Below are 16,610 nucleotides of genomic sequence, written 5' to 3' on the forward strand. Positions count from 1 at the left end.
TGGGCCCCCCGATTGTCCGTTGGCGAAGAGCCCCGTCCGCGCTACAACCCGCGCATGACCCGCTTCGCCGCCATCGACTTCGAGACCGCCGACAACGGCCGGGACAGCGCCTGCTCGGTCGCCGTGGTGCTGGTGGAGGACGGGCGCATCGCCGACCAGCTCACCGCGCTGATCCGCCCGCCGCGCCCGTATTTCCGCTTCACCCACATCCACGGCCTGACCTGGGACGACTGCCGCGGCGAGCCCGACTTCGCCGGCCTGTGGCCGCGCATGGCGCCGCTGCTGGAGCGCGCCGACCTGCTGGTGGCGCACAACGCGCCGTTCGACAAGGGCGTGCTGAACGCCTGCTGCGCGGCGTACGGCCTGCGCAACCCGCTGAAGCCCTTCGCCTGCACGGTGCGCATCGCCCGGCACGTGTGGAACGTCTACCCGACCAAGCTGCCCGACGTCTGCCGCCACCTGAACATCGCGCTCAAGCACCACGACGCGCTGTCCGACGCGCAGGCCTGCGCCGGGATCGCCCTGGCGGCGCTGCGGCAGGGCGTCGCGCTGGAGCCGTTCGCGCGGTAGTCACTCCACCCGCTTCGCCAGGAACACCAGCTGCGAGTCCCCGTACGGCCGGCGGTCGAACTCCTCGTATCCCAGTTGCCCATAGAAGCGCAGGTCGTCGGCGAAGCGCTCGTTGGTGAACAGCCGCACCTCGCCGACGCCCAGCCGCTTGGCCTCCGCCTCGGCATACGCCATCAGCCGGCGGCCGATGCCGCGGCCCTGCATCGCCGGCTCGACCGCCACGTTCTCGACCAGCACGTGATCGTGCGCCGGGATCAGCTCCAGCACGGCGATCACGCCGCGTTCGCCGTCCAGCACCCACACCGCGTGGTCGCGCACGGCGTGCTCGTAGTCGGCCTTCATCGGCTTGGGCTCGCGGCCGACCACCGGGATCCACTTGGAATAGGCGCGCTGCACCAGCCGTGCGATGGAGCCCGCGTCGTCCGGCCCGGCGCGCCGCAGCGCCGTCACCGCCGCACCGCGGCGACCGTGCCCAGCGCGTCCGCCGCGCGCTCCACGTCCCCGGCGCGCACCAGCACGCAGTCGGTGTCGTAGGTGGACAGCGCGAACAGCGGGATGTTGGCGTCGGACAGCGCGCCCGCCAGCCGCGCCAGGATGCCGGTCAGCGCGAAGTCCAGCGGCCCCTCCACCGTGAAGGCGCGCCAGCCGCGCTCGGCCTTCGCGTCCTCCGGCACGCGCGCGTCGGCGCAGACCACCGACAGCTCGGCCGCCGTGCGCGTCACGCTGACGAACGGATCGGTCCAGTCCACCCAGGCCGGCACGCCCTCCCCCGGGTCCAGCCGCGCCACCGCCAGCGTGCCGTCCATGAGGGTCAGCACCAGCGGCGGCGGTTCCGGGGCGGCGGTCACCGCGGCCATCATCGCCTCGTCCACCTGGAGCGGGTTGAGGATGCGCCGCGCCCGCGCCGCCAGCGACGGCACGCCGGACCGCAGCGCCGAGCGCATCATCTCCGCCGCCAGCTCGCGCAGGCCCGCGTCGTTCTCCGCCAGGTCCACCATGGCCTGGAGCGCCGAGGTGCGGACGATTCGGCTCTCGGCGCGGCCGAACCACTGCGCCATCAGCGCCGCGGCGCGCCAGCGCTGGATGTCGTCGAGCGCCAGGCGCGGCAGGATCTGCGCCACGTGCCAGCGCACCTCCGCCTGGTCGATGGCGGCGACCTCGGTCAGCAGCCGGTCGGTGTAGGCGTCGAGGTCGCGCGGCCGCACCCGCGACACCCGCTCCAGCGCATCGGCGGCGCGCATGCGCACGCCCGGGCTCGGCACGAACAGGCATTCCACCAGTTCCGGCAGCAGCGCCGGGTCGGCGGTCACCGCGTCGGCGACGCTCGGCGCGTCGCCGGTGGTGCGGCGGTCTTCCTTGGCGAGGCGGGCGGCGAGATCCCCCACCTCAGCGCCGCCCGAAGCGGCCGGGCGGCACGCGCCCGAACTTCGAGCCGGCCTTGAGCGCGGTCGGCCGCGGCGGCGGGGGTGGAGGCGGCGGGGGCGGCGGCTCACCCTTCACGTCCATCCCGGCCGCCATGTCGGCGAGGTCCTTCATCAGCCGCTTCACGCCGGTGACGCGCAGAGCTTCGTCGTCCCAGACGCGGGTGTAGACCAGCTTGTGGTCGGGCCGCAGCTTCATCAGCCCGCCGCGCCCGGCGATGTAGCCGATCAGCTTGTCCGGCCGGGCGAAGGTGTTTCCGCGGAAGGTCAGCACCGCGCCCTTCGGCCCGGCGTCCACCCGCTCGATCCCCGCCTGTCGACACAGCTGCTTGATGGTCACCACGTCCAGCAGGTTCTCGACCTCGCCGGGCAGCTTGCCGAAGCGGTCGATCAGCTCCGCCGCGAAGGCCTCGATCTCCGGCCGGTCGACCAGTTCCGAGATGCGGCGGTACAGCGACAGCCGCACCGTCAGGTCGGCGACGTACTCCTCCGGGATCAGCACGGGGGTGCCGAGGTTGATGGTCGGCGTCCACTCGTCGCCCGCCGGCTGCTGGCCTTGATCTCCATTGGGCCCGATGCCGGCCTTGGCGTTGGCGACGGCCTCCTCCAGCATGTGCTGGTACAGCTCGACGCCGACCTCCTTGACGTGGCCCGACTGCTCCTCGCCCAGCAGGTTGCCGGCGCCGCGGATGTCCATGTCGTGGCTGGCCAGCTGGAAGCCCGCACCCAGGCTGTCCAGCGTCTCGATCACGTGCAGCCGCTGCTGCGCCGTGCCCGACAGCGGCTTGCCCGGCGCGTAGGTCAGGTACGCGTAGCCGCGCACCTTCGAGCGCCCGACGCGCCCGCGGATCTGGTAGAGCTGCGCCAGCCCGAACATGTCCGCCCGGTGCACGATCAGCGTGTTGGCCGAGGGGATGTCGATGCCGCTCTCGATGATGTTGGTGGCGAGCAGCACCTCGAACTTGCCCTCGTCGAAGGCGGTCATCACGTCTTCCAGCTCCGACGCCGCCATCTGGCCGTGCGCTGTGACGACCTTGACCTCCGGCACCAGCTCGCGCACCCGCTCGGCGACCTTCGCCAGATCCTCGACGCGCGGGCAGACGCAGAAGGTCTGGCCGCCGCGGTAGTGCTCGCGCAGGATCGCCTCGCGGATCACGACGGGATCGTAGGGCAGCACGAAGGTGCGCACCGCCAGCCGGTCCACCGGCGGCGTCGCGATCAGCGACAGCTCGCGCACGCCCGACAGCGCCATCTGCAAGGTGCGCGGGATCGGCGTCGCGGTCAGCGTCAGCACGTGCACGTCGGTGCGCAGCTCCTTCAGCCGCTCCTTCTGCTTGACGCCGAAGTGCTGCTCCTCATCGACGATGACCATGCCGAGCCGCTTGAACTCCAGCCCCTTGCCGAGCAGCGCGTGCGTGCCGATGACGACGTCCACCGTGCCCTCGGCCAGCTCCTGCTTGACCTTCGTCTGCTCCCTGGCCGTCACCATGCGCGACAGCTGCTGGATGCGCACCGGCAACCCGGCGAAGCGCGTCGTGAAGGTCTTGAAGTGCTGGCGCGCCAGCAGCGTGGTCGGCACCACCACGGCGACCTGCTGGCCGCTCATGGCGACCAGGAAGGCGGCGCGCAGCGCCACCTCGGTCTTGCCGAAGCCGACGTCGCCGCACACCAGCCGGTCCATCGGCTTGCCGGAGCCGAGGTCGGTGAACACGTCCTCGATGGCCTTCAGCTGGTCGTCGGTCTCCGGGTAGGGGAAGCGGGCCGCGAACTCCTGGTAGATGCCCTCCGGCGGGGCCAGCGCCTCGGCGCGCTTCAGCTCGCGCTCGGCGGCGATCTTCAACAGCGCCTCGGCCATGTCCTTCAGGCGCTTCTTGACCCGCGCCTTGCGCCCCTGCCAGCCCGCCCCGCCCAGCTTGTCGAGCTGCGCCCCGGCGTCCTCGGAGCCGTAGCGGGTCAGCACCTCGATGTTCTCGACCGGCACGAACAGCTTGTCGTCGCCCAGGTAGATGATGCGCAGGCAGTCGTGCGGCGCGCCCGACACCTCCAGCGTCGCCAGACCGTCGTAGCGCCCGATGCCGTGGTCGGTGTGCACCACGAGGTCGCCGACGGTGAGCGCCGAGTACTCGGCGATGAAGTTGGCGTTCTTCCGCTTCTTCTTGGCCGGCCGCACCATGCGGTCGCCGAGGATGTCCTGCTCGGTGATCACCGCGAGGTCGGGCGCCGCGAAGCCGTGCTCGATGCCCAGCACCACCATGGCGGTGACATGGCGGTCGAAGCGCTGCACGTCGGCGATGCTGTCCGCCGGCTCCAGCCCGTGGATGCCGTGGTCGGCCAGCACGCTCATCAGCCGGTCGCGCGAGCCCGCGGAGTAGCCGGCCACCAGCACCTTGCGCCCGTCGGCGCGCAGCCGCTCGATGAACTGCCGCACCGCGTCGAAGACGTTGACGTCCGGCCGCGCCCGCTCCTCGGCGAAGTCGTGGCCGAGCCGCCCGCCGGCGTCCTGCGTGCCCTTGATGCCCGGCGGCGTGGCGAAGGGCTGCAGCTGCACCACCGCCGTACCGGCCAGCGCCGCGTCCCAGCCGCCCTTGTCGAGGAACAGCATGCCCGGCGGCACCGGCTTGTAGACCGGCTGCCCGGCCTTCTTGTCCACCCCCATCATGGTGGCGCGCGACTGGTAGAAGTCCTGCACCTGGGCGAGGCGCGAATCCCGCGCCTCCTCCGCCTGATGGTCCAGTGAAACGATGGCGCGCGGCAGATAGTCCGGCAGCGTGTCCATGCCCTCGTGGAACAGCGGCAGCCAGTGCTCCATGCCCGCCATCTTGCGCCCGGCCGACACCGCCTCGTACAGCGGGTCGTCGTCGGTGACCGCGCCGAACAGCTCGCGGTAGCCGGAGCGGAAACGGGCGATGCCCGCCTCGTCGAGGAACACCTCCGACACCGGCTTCAGCGCCACGCCGTCGCACTTCTCGGTGGTGCGCTGCGACATCGGGTCGAAGGCGCGCACCCCCTCCAGCTCGTCGCCGAACAGGTCGAGGCGCAGCGGCTCCGCCGTGCCCGGCGGGAACAGGTCGACGATGCCGCCGCGGATGGCGAACTCGCCCGGCTCGCGCACCGTCTGGGCGCGGGTGTAGCCGTTCTGCGCCAGATAGGTCTGCAGCTTCTCCAGGTCGATGCGCTGGCCGATCTTCGCCGACCACGTGGCGTTGCGGAACGCCGCGCGCGGCGGCACCTTCTGCAGCAGCCCGTTGACGGTGGTCAGCACCACCAGGGGAGCCGACCGGTCGGTCCGCTCCATCAGACGGGTCAGCGCGTCGATGCGCGCCGCGACGATCTCGCCGTTCGGCGACACGCGGTCGTAGGGCAGGCAGTCCCACGCCGGCAGGTGCAGGACCTCCAGATCCGGCGCGAAGAACGCCAGCGCCTCGGCCAGCCGCGCGGTGCGGGCGTCGTCGAGCGCCACGTGCAGCACGCCGGCCGCGCCGGCGCGCTCGGCCAGGGCTGCGAGGATGCGGGCGTCGTGCCCTTCCGGCGCGCCGCCGACCAGCAGGCGGGCGGGCCGGCCGGGCTGCAAGTCGAACTTGATCACGGCGGACCTTGCACTGGGATCAGGGAGCGGGCGTCAGGAGCCCTGACGGGGGGTGTAGCGGAACGCGACCAACCGCTGCATGACCTCGGTGTCGTGCTCGGCCGGGACCGGCTCCTTGCCGGTGATCCAGTTATAGAGATCGGGGTCCGACAATTCCAGGAGCGCCTCGTACTGGTCGAGCAGCACGGCGTCGAACGCCGGCGTCGCGGCGTCGGCGAAGGAGCCCATGATCAGGTCCATCTCCCGCGTGCCGCGGTGCCAGGACCGGAACCGCAGACGCTTGCGGCGGGATTCGAGCGCGTCGGGGGCGGGATCGGCGGGGGATTCGGTCGGATCGTTCGTCATGGGGGTGAGAGGTAGCCCAACGGCGGGAAGGCGGCAAGTGGGGCGACGCCCAGTGGCGATGCATACCATATGGCCCTTGACACCATAGAGCGGCCACACCACGATCAAGCATGCCGAAAGCTCGCCTCCTCCGTGACCGCAAGATGATCCTGGCGGATGGCGGCATCGTGCAGATCCGGGTGTGGGAGGTGCTCGCCCCCGTCCCGCCGAGCGAGCATCGCTTCAAGTATGCCCTGTACTACGGCAAAGGCGGCGAACGCCTGGTCGGCTACGACAACGAACGCGGCAAGGGCGATCACAAGCACATCAAGGGTCTGGAACTGCCCTACATGTTCATCGACATTGAAACGCTGCTCGCCGACTTCGTGGCTGATGTGGAAGCGCTGAGAGGAGAACAGTCATGACCGACCTGCGCATCACGGTGGGCAAGAGTCTGCGGGAAATCGCCGCCGAAGTGACCGACGCCGTGCACCGCGTCGAGAAGGGCGAGACCGTCGAAGCGGAAAGCTCGATCAACTTTGCGGACTGGGACGCGTTGGCGCGCACGCTGACCGCCAAGCGGTTGGAACTGCTGCGGCATCTGCACCGCCATCCGACCGCCAGCGTGCGCGCGTTGGCGGCGGCGCTCGGGCGCGACTACAAGAACGTGCACGCGGACGTGCAGGCGCTGACCGAAGCCGGCCTGATCGAGCGGGGCGAAACCGGCGACCTGAGAGCCGAGTACGACGGGATCCAGACGCGGATTGCGATGTAGGGCCCACGCGGATGGAAACCATCTAAACCACAGGCCGGCACTCGCCGGCCGCGCGGCTTTGTTCTTGAAATGTTCGATCTCAAGCGGTATAGGATGATGGTCCGCAGCAGAACTGTGACCACCCCACCGAACTGAACACGCCGCGCACATTGTTCCATGGTGTTCCACAGTGTTCCATTCGGCTCCTCACCGCCGCGGATCGTTCAGGTCATCCAGGCTGATCGGCACCGCCACCGGATGCCGCCGCGGTGGCGGCTTCGCCGGAATGAGGTTCCCCAGGCTCGCGTACGCGTCCTCGCGGAAGCGGTGCAGTCCGCGCTCCACGTCGTAGGCGTCCTGGCCCAGGCCGCGCAGCACGGTGCCGCCCAGCTCCAGGCTGGCCTCCACCGCCTCGGGCACCACGAAGGTGGCGCCGGCGCGCTCCAGGGCCTCGGCGTGGCTTCCGTCGTGGCCGCGCACCACGATGGTCATCGCCGGGTTGCCGCCCCGCAGCGCGCGCACCGCCCGCTCGGCCAGCGCCGGGTGGTCCAGCGTCACCACGGCGGCGCGGGCGTGCCCGGCACCGGCGGCGGCCAGCACGTCGGGCCGGCAGGCGTCGCCGAAATAGACCGGCAGGCCGCGCGCCCGGCCTTCGCCAACCCGCTTCGGCTCCAGGTCCACCGCCACCCACGGCACCTCGTTGGCCTCCAGCACGCGCGCCAGCGTCTGGCCGACGCGGCCGAAGCCGGCGATCAGCACGTGGCCGCGCAGTTCGCCCGTCGCCCCGGCCATCTGGCGCAGGGCCTCGCTCGGCGGCTGGGCGAGGCGGCCGGCGAGACGGCGGCCGGCGGCCATCAGGAACGGCGTCGCCGCCATGGACAGCGCGATCACCGCCAGCATCAGCTGCGCCTCCTCGGGCGCCAGCACGCCGCGGCCGCGGGCGAGGTCATAGAGAACGAAGGCGAACTCGCCGCCCTGGCTCAGCGTCAGGCCGACCTGCACCGCGGTGGCGGCGGAGATGCCGAACAGCCGCGCCAGCCCGCCCAGCACCAGCGCCTTGCCCGCCACCAGCGCCACCGCCAGCGCCAGCACCACCGGAAACGCCGTGGCGACCAGCCCGAGGTCCACCGTCATGCCGACGGTCATGAAGAACAGCGCCAGCAGCACGCCACGGAACGGCTCGATGTCGGCCTCGACCTGATGGCAGTACTCGGTCTCGGCAATGACCAGCCCGGCCAGGAAGGCGCCCAGCGCCATGGACAGTCCGGCCAGCTCGGTCAGCCAGCCCACCCCCAGCACGATCAGCAGGGTCACCCCGGTGAACAGCTCCGGCGAGCGGGCGGCGGCCACCATGCGCAGCACCGGGCGCAGCACCACCTGTCCGACCACGACGATGCCGACCAGCGCCGCCACCGCCTTCACCGCCGCCAGCCCCAGCGCCCAGGCGACGTCCGACTGGTAGGAGCCCAGCAGCGGCACCAGCGTCAGCAGTGGCACCACCGCCAGATCCTGCATCAGCAGCACGGCGAAGGCGACGCGGCCGTGCTTGGCGCCCAGCTCGTCGCGCTCCTTGAGGATCTGCATGACGATGGCGGTGGAGGACAGCGCCAGTCCGCCCGCCGCAACCAGCGCCGCCGCGTTCGACAGGCCGAGCGCCTTGGCGCCCAGCCACCCCACCGCCGTGGTCGCCGCCACCTGCAGCGTGCCGAGCCCGAACACCCAGGTGCGCATCACGCGCAGGCGCTCCAGCGACAGCTCCAGCCCGATGGCGAACAGCAGGAACACCACGCCGAAGTGCGCCAGCATGGCGGCGCCGTCGGGGTCGCCGATGATCGCCAGCCCGTGCGGCCCGATCAGCATGCCGGCGGCGAGGTAGCCCAGCACCGGGCTGGCCTTCAGCCGCTCGAACAGCGGCACCACCAGCACCGCCGACAGCAGGATGACCAGGACGTCGGCCAGCGCCGGCGCATGCGGCATCTACAGCGCCCCCCGCACGTCCTCGACGATCTCCTCCAGGCGGTCGAGGTCGCGGATGACCAGGGCGTTGCCGCGCTTGGCCAGCAGCCCGTCGCGGGTCAGGTCGCCCAGAACGCGGGCCACCGTCTCGCGCGTCGTGCTGACCCGCGCGGCGATGTCGGCGTGCAGGGGAATCGGTTCCAGCACCGCGGTGTTGTCCGGCTTGGCGTGCAGGCGGGCGAGGCGCAGCAGCTCGGCGTGCACCCGGTTGTTGGCGCCCAGCGTGCTCAGCTCCATGATGCGGTCGGTGGCGCGCCGGGCGATGCCGGACAGCCGCCGCATCACCGCCAGCGCCAGCCCCGGGTGGCCGGTGGCCAGCTCCAGGAAGGGCTTCGGCGCCAGGAAGGCGATCAGCGTGCCGTCGTCCAGCGCCACCACGGAGGCCGAGCGCGGCCCTCCGTCCACCGCCGCCATCTCGCCCACCGTGCCGCCGGCCGGGATGTCGTCGAAGCTGATCTCGCGCCCCGACGCGGAGTGGTTCACCACCCGCACCCGGCCACGCACCACGAAGCAGACGTCCTGCGTGCCGCTCTGCTGGTCCAGGATCTGCTCGCCGGCATCGAAGCGGCGCCAGCGGCAGCGGCGGGCCGTCGCCGCGCGGACGTCCGGGTCCAGCGGCTTGAGGATCTCGACGGTGTCGAGGGAGGGATTGGGGGGCTCGGTCACGCCACCGACGATAGCCCAGCTCACGCCGCACCGCCACCCTTGGTCTGCGCGAATCGTAACTTTGGTAACTGGCCGTTAACCAGAATGCCGGACAAAGGGCATACGAAGCATCGCAGAAGCCAGTTGCCCCGGAGCCGACCGATGAACATCCCGACCGCCGCCCGCATCGACACCCAGCGCCTGCTGTCCGTGGTCGCGATCCCCCTGGCGGCGGCGATCGCCATGGCCTCGGCCGTGGCGGCCACCGGCGGCGCCGTGGACCGCATCGCCGAGGCCGGCGGCACGCTCGCCTTCCTGCTGAGCTTCGTGAAGTTCTGCTATCTCGCGGTGGGCATGGCGCACCTGTCCGGCGCGCTGGCCGAGAAGGCCAACGGCGGCCTGCCCGCCGGCCTGTGGCTGGACGAGAGCGAGGAGCCGGAGCCCCTGCCCCGCGGCGCCGACCCGTTCTGGCACGCCTTCCCGAACCACGTGGACGGCGCCGCCATCGCCATCGGCGTGACGATGCTCACCTTCATCGCGGCGGAGCTGCTGGGCTGAGCCCCGAAGTTTGTACCCGCTGCGCCAGCGCCCCTTCCTCCACCCGGATGCGGTGCCAGGTCAGCGGCAGGTTGAGCAAGCTGAACAGCACCGCCAGGCCGACCTCCCCAAAGGCGAGCGGCAGCACCGCCAGCTCCCCGGCCACCACCAGATAGTTCGGGTGCCGCACCCAGCGGTACGGCCCGCGCCGCACCAGCGGCGCCCCCGGAAGGGTGACCACCCGCGTCGTCCAGTACCGCCCCAGCGAGGCGATCACCCATACACGGCCCAACTGCAGCAGCACGAACAGCGCCAGCAGCCACGGGTTCACCGGGGCGTCCGCCGGGGTCAGCGCGAACAGCGCCGCCAGCCAGCCGCCGTGCAGCAGGACGAACAGCGGGTAGTGCCCCGCCCCCTCCTCCCGCGCCCCGTCGGCCAGCAGACGCCGGGTGTTGCGCTGCGCCAGCGCCAGTTCGCCCAGGCGCTGGGCGGCGACCAGCAGCACGATGATCTGCGGCCACCCCACCTCAGACCTCCACCAGCATCAGCCCGGCGGTAAAGCCGGGGCCGAGCGCCGTCATCAGCTGCAAGCCCGCGGCCCCGCCGGCCAGCCGCCGCTCCAGCACGAACATCACGCTGGCCGCCGACATGTTGCCACAGTCGCGCAGCACCGCCCAGGCATCGCCCAGCCCCTGCCCAAGCGGCGCCATGACCTCCTCGACGGCGAGCAGAACCTTGGTGCCGCCCGGGTGGCAGACCAACCCGGCGACGTCGGAGAGCGCCAACCCCTCGCGCGTCAGGAAGGCGTCGGTCACGCCGCGGAAGCGGTTGCGGATGATGTCCGGAATGTCCTGCCGGAAGATGACGCCCAGCCCGTCGTCCTCGACCCGCCACCCCATCACCTCGCGGGTACCGGGCCACGTGTGCTCGGCGCTGCCCAGCAGGCGCGGGCCGTCGCCGTCATCCAGGCGCACCAGCGCCGCCGCCGCCCCATCTGCGAACAGGGCGCTGGCGACCACGTTGGTCGGTGTCGCCTCGCCAGGGCGGAAGGCCAGCGTACACAGCTCGACCACCAGGAACAGCACGGTCTTGCCCGGCATCGCCCGCGCCGCCATCGCCGCCCGCGCCAGCCCGAGCACGCCACCGGCGCAGCCCAGCCCGAACACCGGCAGCCGCACGGTGTCCGGCCGGAATCCCATGCGCTCCAGCAGCAGAGCCTCCAGGCTCGGCGTCGAAATGCCGGTGGTGCAGGCGCAGACGATGGCGTCGACGTCCGCCGCCCGCAGCCTCGCCCGTTCCAGCGCCGCGGCGGCGGCCTGCTCCAGCAACTCGAGCGCGCGGTCCTGGAAGGCGGCCATGCGCTCCGGCCAGCCGCGCGGCTGCAGGTACCACTCCAGCGGCATGCAGATGTGGCGGGTCTCGATGCCGGTGTTGGGGAACACCGGGGCGAGACGGTCGAAATCGCGCATGCGCGGGGCGAAGACGGCGCGGGCGGTTGCCAGCGTCTCGGCCTGGGTCACGCGGTGGGGCGGCAGCGCGGTGGCGAGCGCCAGCAGTCGGGGAGTCGCGGTCATGCCCAGCAAAGTTGTGGCTGGCGGGGGGCGCCGCAAGCGCTGGACCGCCGCCGTGTCCTGGGTCACTATGATGCATTGCGATGATTCCGGGGTCGGGCGTGGACGGCAGCGAGCAGCACGAGGAGACGGCGCCCCCCCGCGCCCGGCGCGAGGGCATCGGGTTCATGGGCCGGTTGAGGGCCTATTTCCTGGCCGGCATCCTGGTGACGGCGCCGATCGCCATCACGGTCTATCTGGCCTCCTGGTTCATCGAGCTGATCGACAGCCGCATCCGCCCGCTGATTCCCAGCACCTACAACCCGGAGAATTACCTCCCCTTCTCCATCCCGGGCATCGGGGTGGTGGTGATGATCCTGTTCCTGACGCTGATCGGCGCCTTCGCCGCCGGCTACGTCGGGCGGTTGGTCTTGCGCGCCGGCGAGGGGCTGGTCGGCCGCACGCCGGTGGTGCGCAGCGTCTACAGCGCGGTGAAGCAGATCGTCGAGACGGTGCTGGCCAACAAATCGAAGGCGTTCCGCGAGGTCGTGCTGGTCGAGTACCCGCGCAAGGGCCTGTGGTCGCTGGGCTTCATCAGCGGCACCGCGCACCCGGAGATCCAGAAGGTGTCCGGCGAGGCGATGGTCAACGTCTTCATCCCCTGCGCCCCGCCCACCGCCGGCTATCTGGTGTTCGTGCCGCGGCACGAGGTGACGGTGCTCGACATGACGGTCGAGGAGGGGCTGAAGATGGTGCTCTCCGCCGGCATCGTCACCCCCCCGGAGAAGCCGATGCAGGAGCCGGAGCGGATCAGGGCCTAACCGGAGCGCAGCGTCTTCGCCGCCGCATCCCGCTCGAACAGGTAGAGCAGCGTGCGCAGCGCCTGTCCGCGCGGGCTGGCAAGGTCGGGGTCGCGTTCGACGATCAGGCGAGCGTCATCGCGGGCGGCGGCCAGCAGTTCGCCATGCTCGGCGAGGTCGGCGAGGCGGAACTCCGGCAGGCCCGACTGCCGGGTGCCCAACACCTCGCCGGCACCGCGCAGCTTCAGGTCTTCCTCGGCGATGACGAAACCATCCTCGGTGTCGCGCAAGGTCTTCAGCCGCGCACGCGCGGTCTCGGTCAGGTGCGGGTCGAACAGCAGCAGGCAGCTCGACGGCTTGTCGCCGCGCCCGACCCGGCCGCGCAGCTGGTGCAGCTGGGCGAGGCCGAAGCGCTCGGCGTGCTCGACCACCATCACCGTCGCCTCGGGCACGTTGACGCCCACCTCGATCACCGTGGTGGCGACCAGCACATCCAGCCGCCCCTCGGCGAAGGCGGCCATCACCGCGTCCTTGTCCGGACCGCGCATCTTTCCGTGCACCAGCCCGACCCGGTCGCCGAAGGTGGCGCGCAGGAACGCGTGCCGCTCGGTCGCGGCGGCGAGGTCGAGCTGTTCGGACTCCTCGACCAGCGGGCAGACCCAGTAGACGCGGGCTCCCTCCGCCACCTTGCGGTGGATGCCGGCGACCACCTCCTCCAGCCGGTCGAGGGCGATAGTGGCGGTCTGCACCGGCTTCCGCCCGGCCGGCTTCTCCAGCAGGCGCGAGACGTCCATGTCGCCGTAGGCGGTCAGCGTCAGCGTGCGCGGGATTGGCGTCGCCGTCATCACCAGCACGTCGACGCCGCGCCCCTTGGCCGACAGCTGCAGGCGCTGGTGCACGCCGAAGCGGTGCTGCTCGTCGATCACCGCGACGGCAAGGTCCTTGAACGCAACATCCTCCTGGAACAGCGCGTGGGTGCCGATGAGGATCGGCAGCTCGCCGGACGCCAGCCGCTCCAGCACCGCGGTGCGCGCCTTGCCCTTGTCGCGGCCGGTGAGCAGCGCGATGTCCACGCCGGCCGCCTTGCACAGCGGCGCCAGCGTCTCGGCGTGCTGGCGCGCGAGGATCTCGGTGGGCGCCATCAGCGCCGCCTGCGCGCCGGCCTCCACCGCGTTCAGCATGGCGAGCAGCGCCACCACCGTCTTGCCGCTGCCGACGTCGCCCTGTAGCAGGCGCAGCATGCGGCGCTCCGCCGCCATGTCGGCGTCGATGTCGGCGACCGCCTGCACCTGCGAGGAGGTCAGCGAGAAGGGCAGCGCCTCCAGCACCTCGGCACGCAGCCGTCCGTCACCCTTGGTGGCGCGGCCGACCAGTCGACGCTGCTGCAACCGCACCAGCGTCAGCGCCAGCTGGTTCGACAGCAGCTCGTCGAAGGCGAGGCGCTGGCGGAACGGCGCGGAGAGCCGCAGGTCGGCCTCGTCCTCCGGGTGGTGGGCGCGGCGGATCGCGTCGTGCCACGTCGGCCAGCCGCGCCGCTTCAGCCACGCGGCGTCCTGCCATTCGGGCAGCTCCGGCACCTCGCCGACCACCACACGGACCGCCTTGCGCAGCGTCTTGGCCGGCAGGCCGGCGGTCATCGGATAGACCGGCTCCACCGCCTCGATCTCGTCGCGGGACTCGATGGTCACCACGGCGTCGGGGTGGGGCATCTGAAGCGTGGTGTTGAACCACTCCACCTTGCCGCTGACCACGATGCTCTTGCCCACCGGGATCTGCTTCTCCAGCCATGGGCCGCGGGCGTGGAAGTAGATCAGCTCCAGCACGCCGGTCTCGTCGGTGCAACGCACCTTGTAGGGATGGCGCGGGTTGATCGGCGCCACGTGCGAATCGACCCGCACCGTCAGCGTGCACACCCGCCCGCCCGGCGCATCGGCGATCTTCGGGGCGAAGCGGCGGTCGATGACGCCGCAGGGCAGGTGCCACAGCAGGTCGACGGCGCACGGGCCCGCCAGCTTCTCGGCCAGCTTCGCGAGCTTGGGGCCGAGACCGGGCAGGCTGGACAGCGGCTTGAACAGGGGGAACAGGACGGCGGGGCGCATGCCCCATCAATCCAGCGGGAGCGCGGGGGCGTCAAGTGCCTTGGGCGGCCGATTGCCCCCTCCCCGTCCCTCCCCCGCTTTGCGGTGGAGGGGGCTACCGACATACGGCGGAGTTCCCTCTCCCGCAAAGCGGGGGAGGGCTAGGGAGGGGGAACACGGCCATTACTTTCCCGACCCGCTGCCCCGCGCGCCCTTCCCCGACGCCCCGGCGCCGATCTTCTCCGCCTTGTCCTCCAGCTTCTCCTTCACGTCGGGATCCGGCTGCTCGGACGGCTTGGCCTCGACGCGCACCGGTGCGACGCCGTCCTCCTTGCCCAGTCCGATGTCCTTGGCGGCCTTCTCCGACAGGTCGATCACCCGCCCCGGCACGTGCGGGCCGCGGTCGTTGATGGTGACGTCGGTGGTCTTGCCGGTTTCCTCGTTGGTCACCGTGGCCTTGGCGCCCAGCGGCAGCTCCTTTGACGCCGCGGTGGGCTTGTTCTTGTCGAATCGCTCGCCGGTCGCGGTCTTCTTGCCGTGGAAGCCGTCGCCGTAGAAAGACCCCTTGCCCTCCTGGACGATCACCGGCTCCCCCCCGTCGTTCTCGACCTGAAGCCTGGGCTTCTTTCCCTCGGCGAGCGCCGGCGTAGCCGCCAGAGCAAACGCCACAGCCGCAACAAACGTCCGTGTTCTCATTGCATCAACCCTCCATCGGCGGCAACAACCGCTTCGAGGGCGAAGGGTTCCGCAAAGGAAAAAGGGGTGCTCCGCAGAGCACCCCTTTCCATTGCAGAACACCTGTAGTCTTACACCACGCGGAAGTTCTTGAACTGCCACGGGCAGTCGGTGTCCACGTCCTCCGGGAACAGGCGGCCGCGATCCTCCAACGGGGTCCAGTCGCCGTAGGCGCCGACCACCTCGCCGAGGTACGGGCGGCAGACCTCCAGCACGCGCTGGAAGTCCATCTCCTCCGGCTCGACCACGCCGGCGGTGGGGTTCTCCAGCGCCCAGACGATGCCGGCCAGGACCGCCACCGTCACCTGCAGCGAGGTGGCGTTGTTGTACGGGATGATCTCGCGCGCCTCGCCGATCGACAGCCGGGAGCCGTACCAGTAGACGCCCTTCTTGTGGCCCATCAGCAGCACGCCCAGCTCGTCGGTGCCGCTGACGATCTCGTCCATCATCAGGCGCTTCGAGGGCTGGAGGTTCCAGTTCTTGCCGGCGAACTCGTGCACCGACTTCACCGCGTCGTCGCACGGGTGATAGGCGTAGTGCACGGTCGGCCGATAGGTGACCGTGCCGCCCTCCTTGACCGTGTAGTAGTCGGCGGTGGAAATCGCCTCGCTGTGCGTGATCAGGAAGCCGTGGAACGGCCCCTCCAGCGGCGTCCAGGTGCGCACGCGGGTGCTCGCACCCGGGCGCAGCAGGTAGATGGCGGCGTCGGAGCCGAACTCGTGGCGGTGGCCGTCGGGCGGAAGGGCCTTCTCATGGCTGCCCCAGCCCAGCTCGGCCGGCTGGCAGCCCTCCGACACGAAGCCGTCGATGGACCAGGTGTTGACGAACTCGCCCACCTTCTTCGGCTGGTTGGCGACCTGGGTGTCGCGCTCGGCGACGTGGATGACCTTGACGTCCAGCTGCTTGGCCAGCGCGGCCCAGCCGGCGCGATCCTTCGGCACGTCGGTCTTGACGCCGGTGTCGCGGGCGATGTCGAGCAGCGCCTGCTTGATGAAGTGCGACACCAGGCCCGGGTTGGCGCCGTGCGTCAGCACCGCGGTCGGGCCGCCGACGTACTTCTCCTTATGGCCCAGGGCCGACTCGCGCAGCGCGTAGTTGGAGCGCAGGCTGGGGCTCAGGCTCGGGTCGGTGTAGCCGCCGGGCCAGGGCTCGATGCAGGTGTCGATGTAGAGCGCGCCGACCTCGTTGCAGAACTCGAACAGCGCGATGGAGGACACGTCCACCGACAGGTTCACCAGGAAGTCGCCCTTGCCCAGCATCGGGCGCAGGACGTCCAGGTAGTTGTCGCGGGTCAGCGCGTTGTTGATGAAGCGGACGCCGTACTCGTCCGCCTCCGCATGGCCGCGCTCCTCCGCGGTCACGATGGTGATCTGCTCCTTCGTGATGCCGATGTGGCGGAAGATCAGCGGCAGCACGCCCTGGCCGATCGAGCCGAAGCCGACGATGACCATGCGCCCCGCGAAATCGCAGTGCTTGGTGTTCAGGGTCATGGGTGGGTCCCCCAATAAAAGATCCACGAATGGCCACGTCGGCCGGGTCACCCCCACGCGGCGTGGGAGTGAGCGAGCGGTTCTATACTCGATATTTTACGCTT

The 16,610-nt window shown here is 71.0% G+C and carries 16 protein-coding genes; 5 read left to right on the top strand and 11 right to left on the bottom strand.

The genetic code is table 11. The annotated features are described in order from the left end of the window. Nucleotides 1-54: 54 nt before the first annotated feature. A complete protein-coding gene (locus ACRWK7_RS24265; protein ID WP_431858886.1) occupies nucleotides 55-570 on the top strand; it encodes a 3'-5' exonuclease in 516 nt (171 codons plus the stop codon). On the opposite strand, the gene ACRWK7_RS24270 is transcribed toward ACRWK7_RS24265, so the two are convergent. From ACRWK7_RS24270 to ACRWK7_RS24285, 4 genes are read right to left on the bottom strand one after another with little or no spacing between them, the layout of a single operon-like run. Then, the gene (locus ACRWK7_RS24270) at nucleotides 571-1,020 is read right to left on the bottom strand and encodes a GNAT family N-acetyltransferase (RefSeq protein WP_431858887.1); all 450 of its coding nucleotides are present in this window, start codon (nucleotides 1,018-1,020) and stop codon (nucleotides 571-573) included. After that, nucleotides 1,017-1,955 (bottom strand): ACT domain-containing protein, encoded by a 939-nt coding sequence (locus ACRWK7_RS24275; RefSeq protein ID WP_431858888.1) that lies wholly within the window; start codon nucleotides 1,953-1,955, stop codon nucleotides 1,017-1,019. Before ACRWK7_RS24275 ends, ACRWK7_RS24270 begins: the two co-directional genes overlap by 4 nt. Before the next feature lies 1 nt (nucleotide 1,956). After that, complete coding sequence (gene mfd / locus ACRWK7_RS24280) at nucleotides 1,957-5,577, bottom strand: transcription-repair coupling factor (protein ID WP_431858889.1); 3,621 nt, start codon at nucleotides 5,575-5,577, stop codon at nucleotides 1,957-1,959. Nucleotides 5,578-5,610: 33 nt separating this feature from the next. Beyond that, on the bottom strand, nucleotides 5,611-5,922 hold the full coding sequence (locus ACRWK7_RS24285; protein WP_431858890.1) for a succinate dehydrogenase assembly factor 2: 312 nt from the start codon (nucleotides 5,920-5,922) through the stop codon (nucleotides 5,611-5,613). Nucleotides 5,923-6,032: 110 nt separating this feature from the next. Between ACRWK7_RS24285 and ACRWK7_RS24290 the strand changes: the two genes are divergently transcribed. Both ACRWK7_RS24290 and ACRWK7_RS24295 read left to right on the top strand, forming a co-directional pair. Further along, the gene (locus ACRWK7_RS24290; RefSeq protein WP_431858891.1) at nucleotides 6,033-6,326 is read left to right on the top strand and encodes a toxin-antitoxin system TumE family protein; all 294 of its coding nucleotides are present in this window, start codon (nucleotides 6,033-6,035) and stop codon (nucleotides 6,324-6,326) included. Beyond that, nucleotides 6,323-6,676 (top strand): MarR family transcriptional regulator, encoded by a 354-nt coding sequence (locus tag ACRWK7_RS24295; RefSeq protein WP_431858893.1) that lies wholly within the window; start codon nucleotides 6,323-6,325, stop codon nucleotides 6,674-6,676. Before ACRWK7_RS24290 ends, ACRWK7_RS24295 begins: the two co-directional genes overlap by 4 nt. A 186-nt stretch (nucleotides 6,677-6,862) precedes the next feature. Here the strand turns inward: ACRWK7_RS24295 and ACRWK7_RS24300 are convergent, their stop codons facing one another. Next, entirely contained in the window at nucleotides 6,863-8,632 is a 1,770-nt protein-coding gene (locus tag ACRWK7_RS24300; RefSeq protein ID WP_431858895.1) for a monovalent cation:proton antiporter-2 (CPA2) family protein, read from the bottom strand. Beyond that, nucleotides 8,633-9,361 (bottom strand): Crp/Fnr family transcriptional regulator, encoded by a 729-nt coding sequence (locus ACRWK7_RS24305; RefSeq protein WP_431858896.1) that lies wholly within the window; start codon nucleotides 9,359-9,361, stop codon nucleotides 8,633-8,635. A 117-nt stretch (nucleotides 9,362-9,478) separates the two neighbouring features. Between ACRWK7_RS24305 and ACRWK7_RS24310 the strand changes: the two genes are divergently transcribed. Next, the gene (locus ACRWK7_RS24310) at nucleotides 9,479-9,874 is read left to right on the top strand and encodes a hypothetical protein (RefSeq protein WP_431858897.1); all 396 of its coding nucleotides are present in this window, start codon (nucleotides 9,479-9,481) and stop codon (nucleotides 9,872-9,874) included. On the opposite strand, the gene ACRWK7_RS24315 is transcribed toward ACRWK7_RS24310, so the two are convergent. Next, nucleotides 9,849-10,379 (bottom strand): isoprenylcysteine carboxyl methyltransferase family protein, encoded by a 531-nt coding sequence (locus ACRWK7_RS24315; RefSeq protein ID WP_431858898.1) that lies wholly within the window; start codon nucleotides 10,377-10,379, stop codon nucleotides 9,849-9,851. The two genes, ACRWK7_RS24310 and ACRWK7_RS24315, sit on opposite strands and share 26 nt — an antisense overlap. 1 nt (nucleotide 10,380) lies before the next feature. Beyond that, entirely contained in the window at nucleotides 10,381-11,427 is a 1,047-nt protein-coding gene (locus ACRWK7_RS24320; protein WP_431858899.1) for a type III polyketide synthase, read from the bottom strand. Between the two features lie 80 nt (nucleotides 11,428-11,507). On the opposite strand from ACRWK7_RS24320, the gene ACRWK7_RS24325 reads away from it, so the two are divergent. Continuing rightward, nucleotides 11,508-12,224: a DUF502 domain-containing protein gene (locus ACRWK7_RS24325; protein ID WP_431858900.1), complete on the top strand. Its 717-nt coding sequence runs from the start codon at nucleotides 11,508-11,510 to the stop codon at nucleotides 12,222-12,224. Here ACRWK7_RS24325 and recG read toward each other — a convergent pair. From recG to ACRWK7_RS24340, 3 genes are all read right to left on the bottom strand, one after another. Then, on the bottom strand, nucleotides 12,221-14,302 hold the full coding sequence (gene recG / locus ACRWK7_RS24330) for an ATP-dependent DNA helicase RecG (RefSeq protein WP_431858901.1): 2,082 nt from the start codon (nucleotides 14,300-14,302) through the stop codon (nucleotides 12,221-12,223). The genes ACRWK7_RS24325 and recG overlap by 4 nt on opposite strands. Before the next feature lie 162 nt (nucleotides 14,303-14,464). Then, complete coding sequence (locus tag ACRWK7_RS24335; protein ID WP_431858902.1) at nucleotides 14,465-14,950, bottom strand: septal ring lytic transglycosylase RlpA family protein; 486 nt, start codon at nucleotides 14,948-14,950, stop codon at nucleotides 14,465-14,467. A gap of 137 nt (nucleotides 14,951-15,087) precedes the next feature. Beyond that, a complete protein-coding gene (locus ACRWK7_RS24340) occupies nucleotides 15,088-16,506 on the bottom strand; it encodes a homospermidine synthase (protein ID WP_431858903.1) in 1,419 nt (472 codons plus the stop codon). Nucleotides 16,507-16,610 lie beyond the last annotated feature (104 nt).

Source organism: Azospirillum sp. (genome assembly GCF_050789165.1).

Excerpts from the sequence above, each read along its gene's own strand:
- ACRWK7_RS24320 (WP_431858899.1), bottom strand. The coding sequence starts at position 11,427 with ATGACCGCGACTCCCCGACTGCTGGCGCTCGCCACCGCGCTGCCGCCC.
- ACRWK7_RS24265 (WP_431858886.1), top strand. The coding sequence starts at position 55 with ATGACCCGCTTCGCCGCCATCGACTTCGAGACCGCCGACAACGGCCGG.
- recG (WP_431858901.1), bottom strand. The coding sequence starts at position 14,302 with ATGCGCCCCGCCGTCCTGTTCCCCCTGTTCAAGCCGCTGTCCAGCCTG.
- ACRWK7_RS24290 (WP_431858891.1), top strand. The coding sequence starts at position 6,033 with ATGCCGAAAGCTCGCCTCCTCCGTGACCGCAAGATGATCCTGGCGGAT.
- ACRWK7_RS24300 (WP_431858895.1), bottom strand. The coding sequence starts at position 8,632 with ATGCCGCATGCGCCGGCGCTGGCCGACGTCCTGGTCATCCTGCTGTCG.
- ACRWK7_RS24310 (WP_431858897.1), top strand. The coding sequence starts at position 9,479 with ATGAACATCCCGACCGCCGCCCGCATCGACACCCAGCGCCTGCTGTCC.
- ACRWK7_RS24325 (WP_431858900.1), top strand. The coding sequence starts at position 11,508 with ATGATTCCGGGGTCGGGCGTGGACGGCAGCGAGCAGCACGAGGAGACG.
- ACRWK7_RS24295 (WP_431858893.1), top strand. The coding sequence starts at position 6,323 with ATGACCGACCTGCGCATCACGGTGGGCAAGAGTCTGCGGGAAATCGCC.
- ACRWK7_RS24285 (WP_431858890.1), bottom strand. The coding sequence starts at position 5,922 with ATGACGAACGATCCGACCGAATCCCCCGCCGATCCCGCCCCCGACGCG.
- ACRWK7_RS24340 (WP_431858903.1), bottom strand. The coding sequence starts at position 16,506 with ATGACCCTGAACACCAAGCACTGCGATTTCGCGGGGCGCATGGTCATC.